General features: G+C 61.1%; 2 protein-coding genes. Both read right to left on the reverse strand.

From position 1 onward, the window contains the following. Positions 1-690: cache domain-containing protein (locus tag OZ411_RS42855; protein ID WP_282532785.1), on the reverse strand; the 690-nt coding region annotated here is incomplete at its 3' end. A gap of 165 nt (positions 691-855) precedes the next feature. Beyond that, positions 856-1,029, reverse strand: coding sequence for a hypothetical protein (locus OZ411_RS42860; RefSeq protein WP_282532786.1), 174 nt, complete (start codon positions 1,027-1,029; stop codon positions 856-858). Between the last annotated feature and the right edge of the window lie 170 nt (positions 1,030-1,199).

Consider the following 1,199-nt stretch of genomic DNA (forward strand, 5'->3'; position numbering starts at 1 on the left):
AATGCGCTGCATCCGGTTCTTCTGACGCTCCAATGCGCCCACGACGTCGCGGGCAATCAGCCACGACAACAGCCCCATCAGCAGCATCAGACCGCCGCCGATCGCGCCAAGCTCCAGCAGCAGGCCATTCACATCGGCGTCGATATCATCCACATAGAGCCCGTAGCTCAAGAACACGTTCCATGGCTCGAAGCTGCGGGCAAAGACCATTTTCCGCAACGGCACAGTCTGCCCGGGACGCGGATAAAGATAGGATGCGGTGCTGCCTTCCGGGTTCTGCCGGGCGGCTGCGATAATTGCGTCCACGATCACGACGCCGTTGGCGTCCTTTATGCCGTTGGCCTTGCCTTCGAGCTTGGAATTGGCAGCGTTCAACATCACCGAAGCGTCGGCATTATAGGCGATGGGATAGCCTTGGCCATTGTTGAACATCATCTTCCGGCCGCGCTGACGAAACTGCTCCTTCGCCTCGGCGATGGTCATCTTCCCGGCGGCGACGTCGTCCTGCAGCGACTGCGCCACCCCGTAGAGCAGGTCGACCGCCGTCCGCATCTGTGCGACGCGATCGTCCAACATGCGGCTTCGGCTGAGCCAGGCCGATCCGCCGATGATCGCGACGACGGTCAGTGCCGCGAGAATCACGATGCTGGCGAGCTTGGTGCGGATTTTCAGTCGGCTGAGAAGGTTCATTGTGGCCTCTGCAGGAATTGCTTCCCAAGGCGTAGCAGCGACTGTCTTACCAATCGTGAATCGAGCAATGCGATTCTGAACGGGCATACGTCCGCGGCGTGCAACGTCTGACACAAAATTAGGCTGCGCACGATAGTGACATGCCGATCTTTCCCGTCAGCTTGATCAGTGCTGCAGCGCGGGCATCACGAGGAACGGAATCGTTCCCAGCGGCACGTTGACCAGCGCGAAGGCGATCAGTGCGTTGTAGCCGTGGGGCCAGTCCTGGAACAGGTCGCTAGCCCGAGCTGACACGCCGCCGGTCGGCTGCCAGTAGTTCTGTTTAACACGTTTCTTCACGCGAGCGGGTAGCCGCGTTGCTCAAGAACGCTACAGTTTCTCGCCGCATCGGACCACGAGATGCCGACTCACGCGGCGCGGACGCCTGCGAGGAAGGTGGAGACTTCGCCGGAGAGCTGCTCGGCCTGCTTGGACAGGTTGCTCGCTGCGGTCAGAACGAGGCCGGCGGC

The organism is Bradyrhizobium sp. Arg237L, assembly GCF_029990105.1.
Classification (GTDB): domain Bacteria; phylum Pseudomonadota; class Alphaproteobacteria; order Rhizobiales; family Xanthobacteraceae; genus Bradyrhizobium.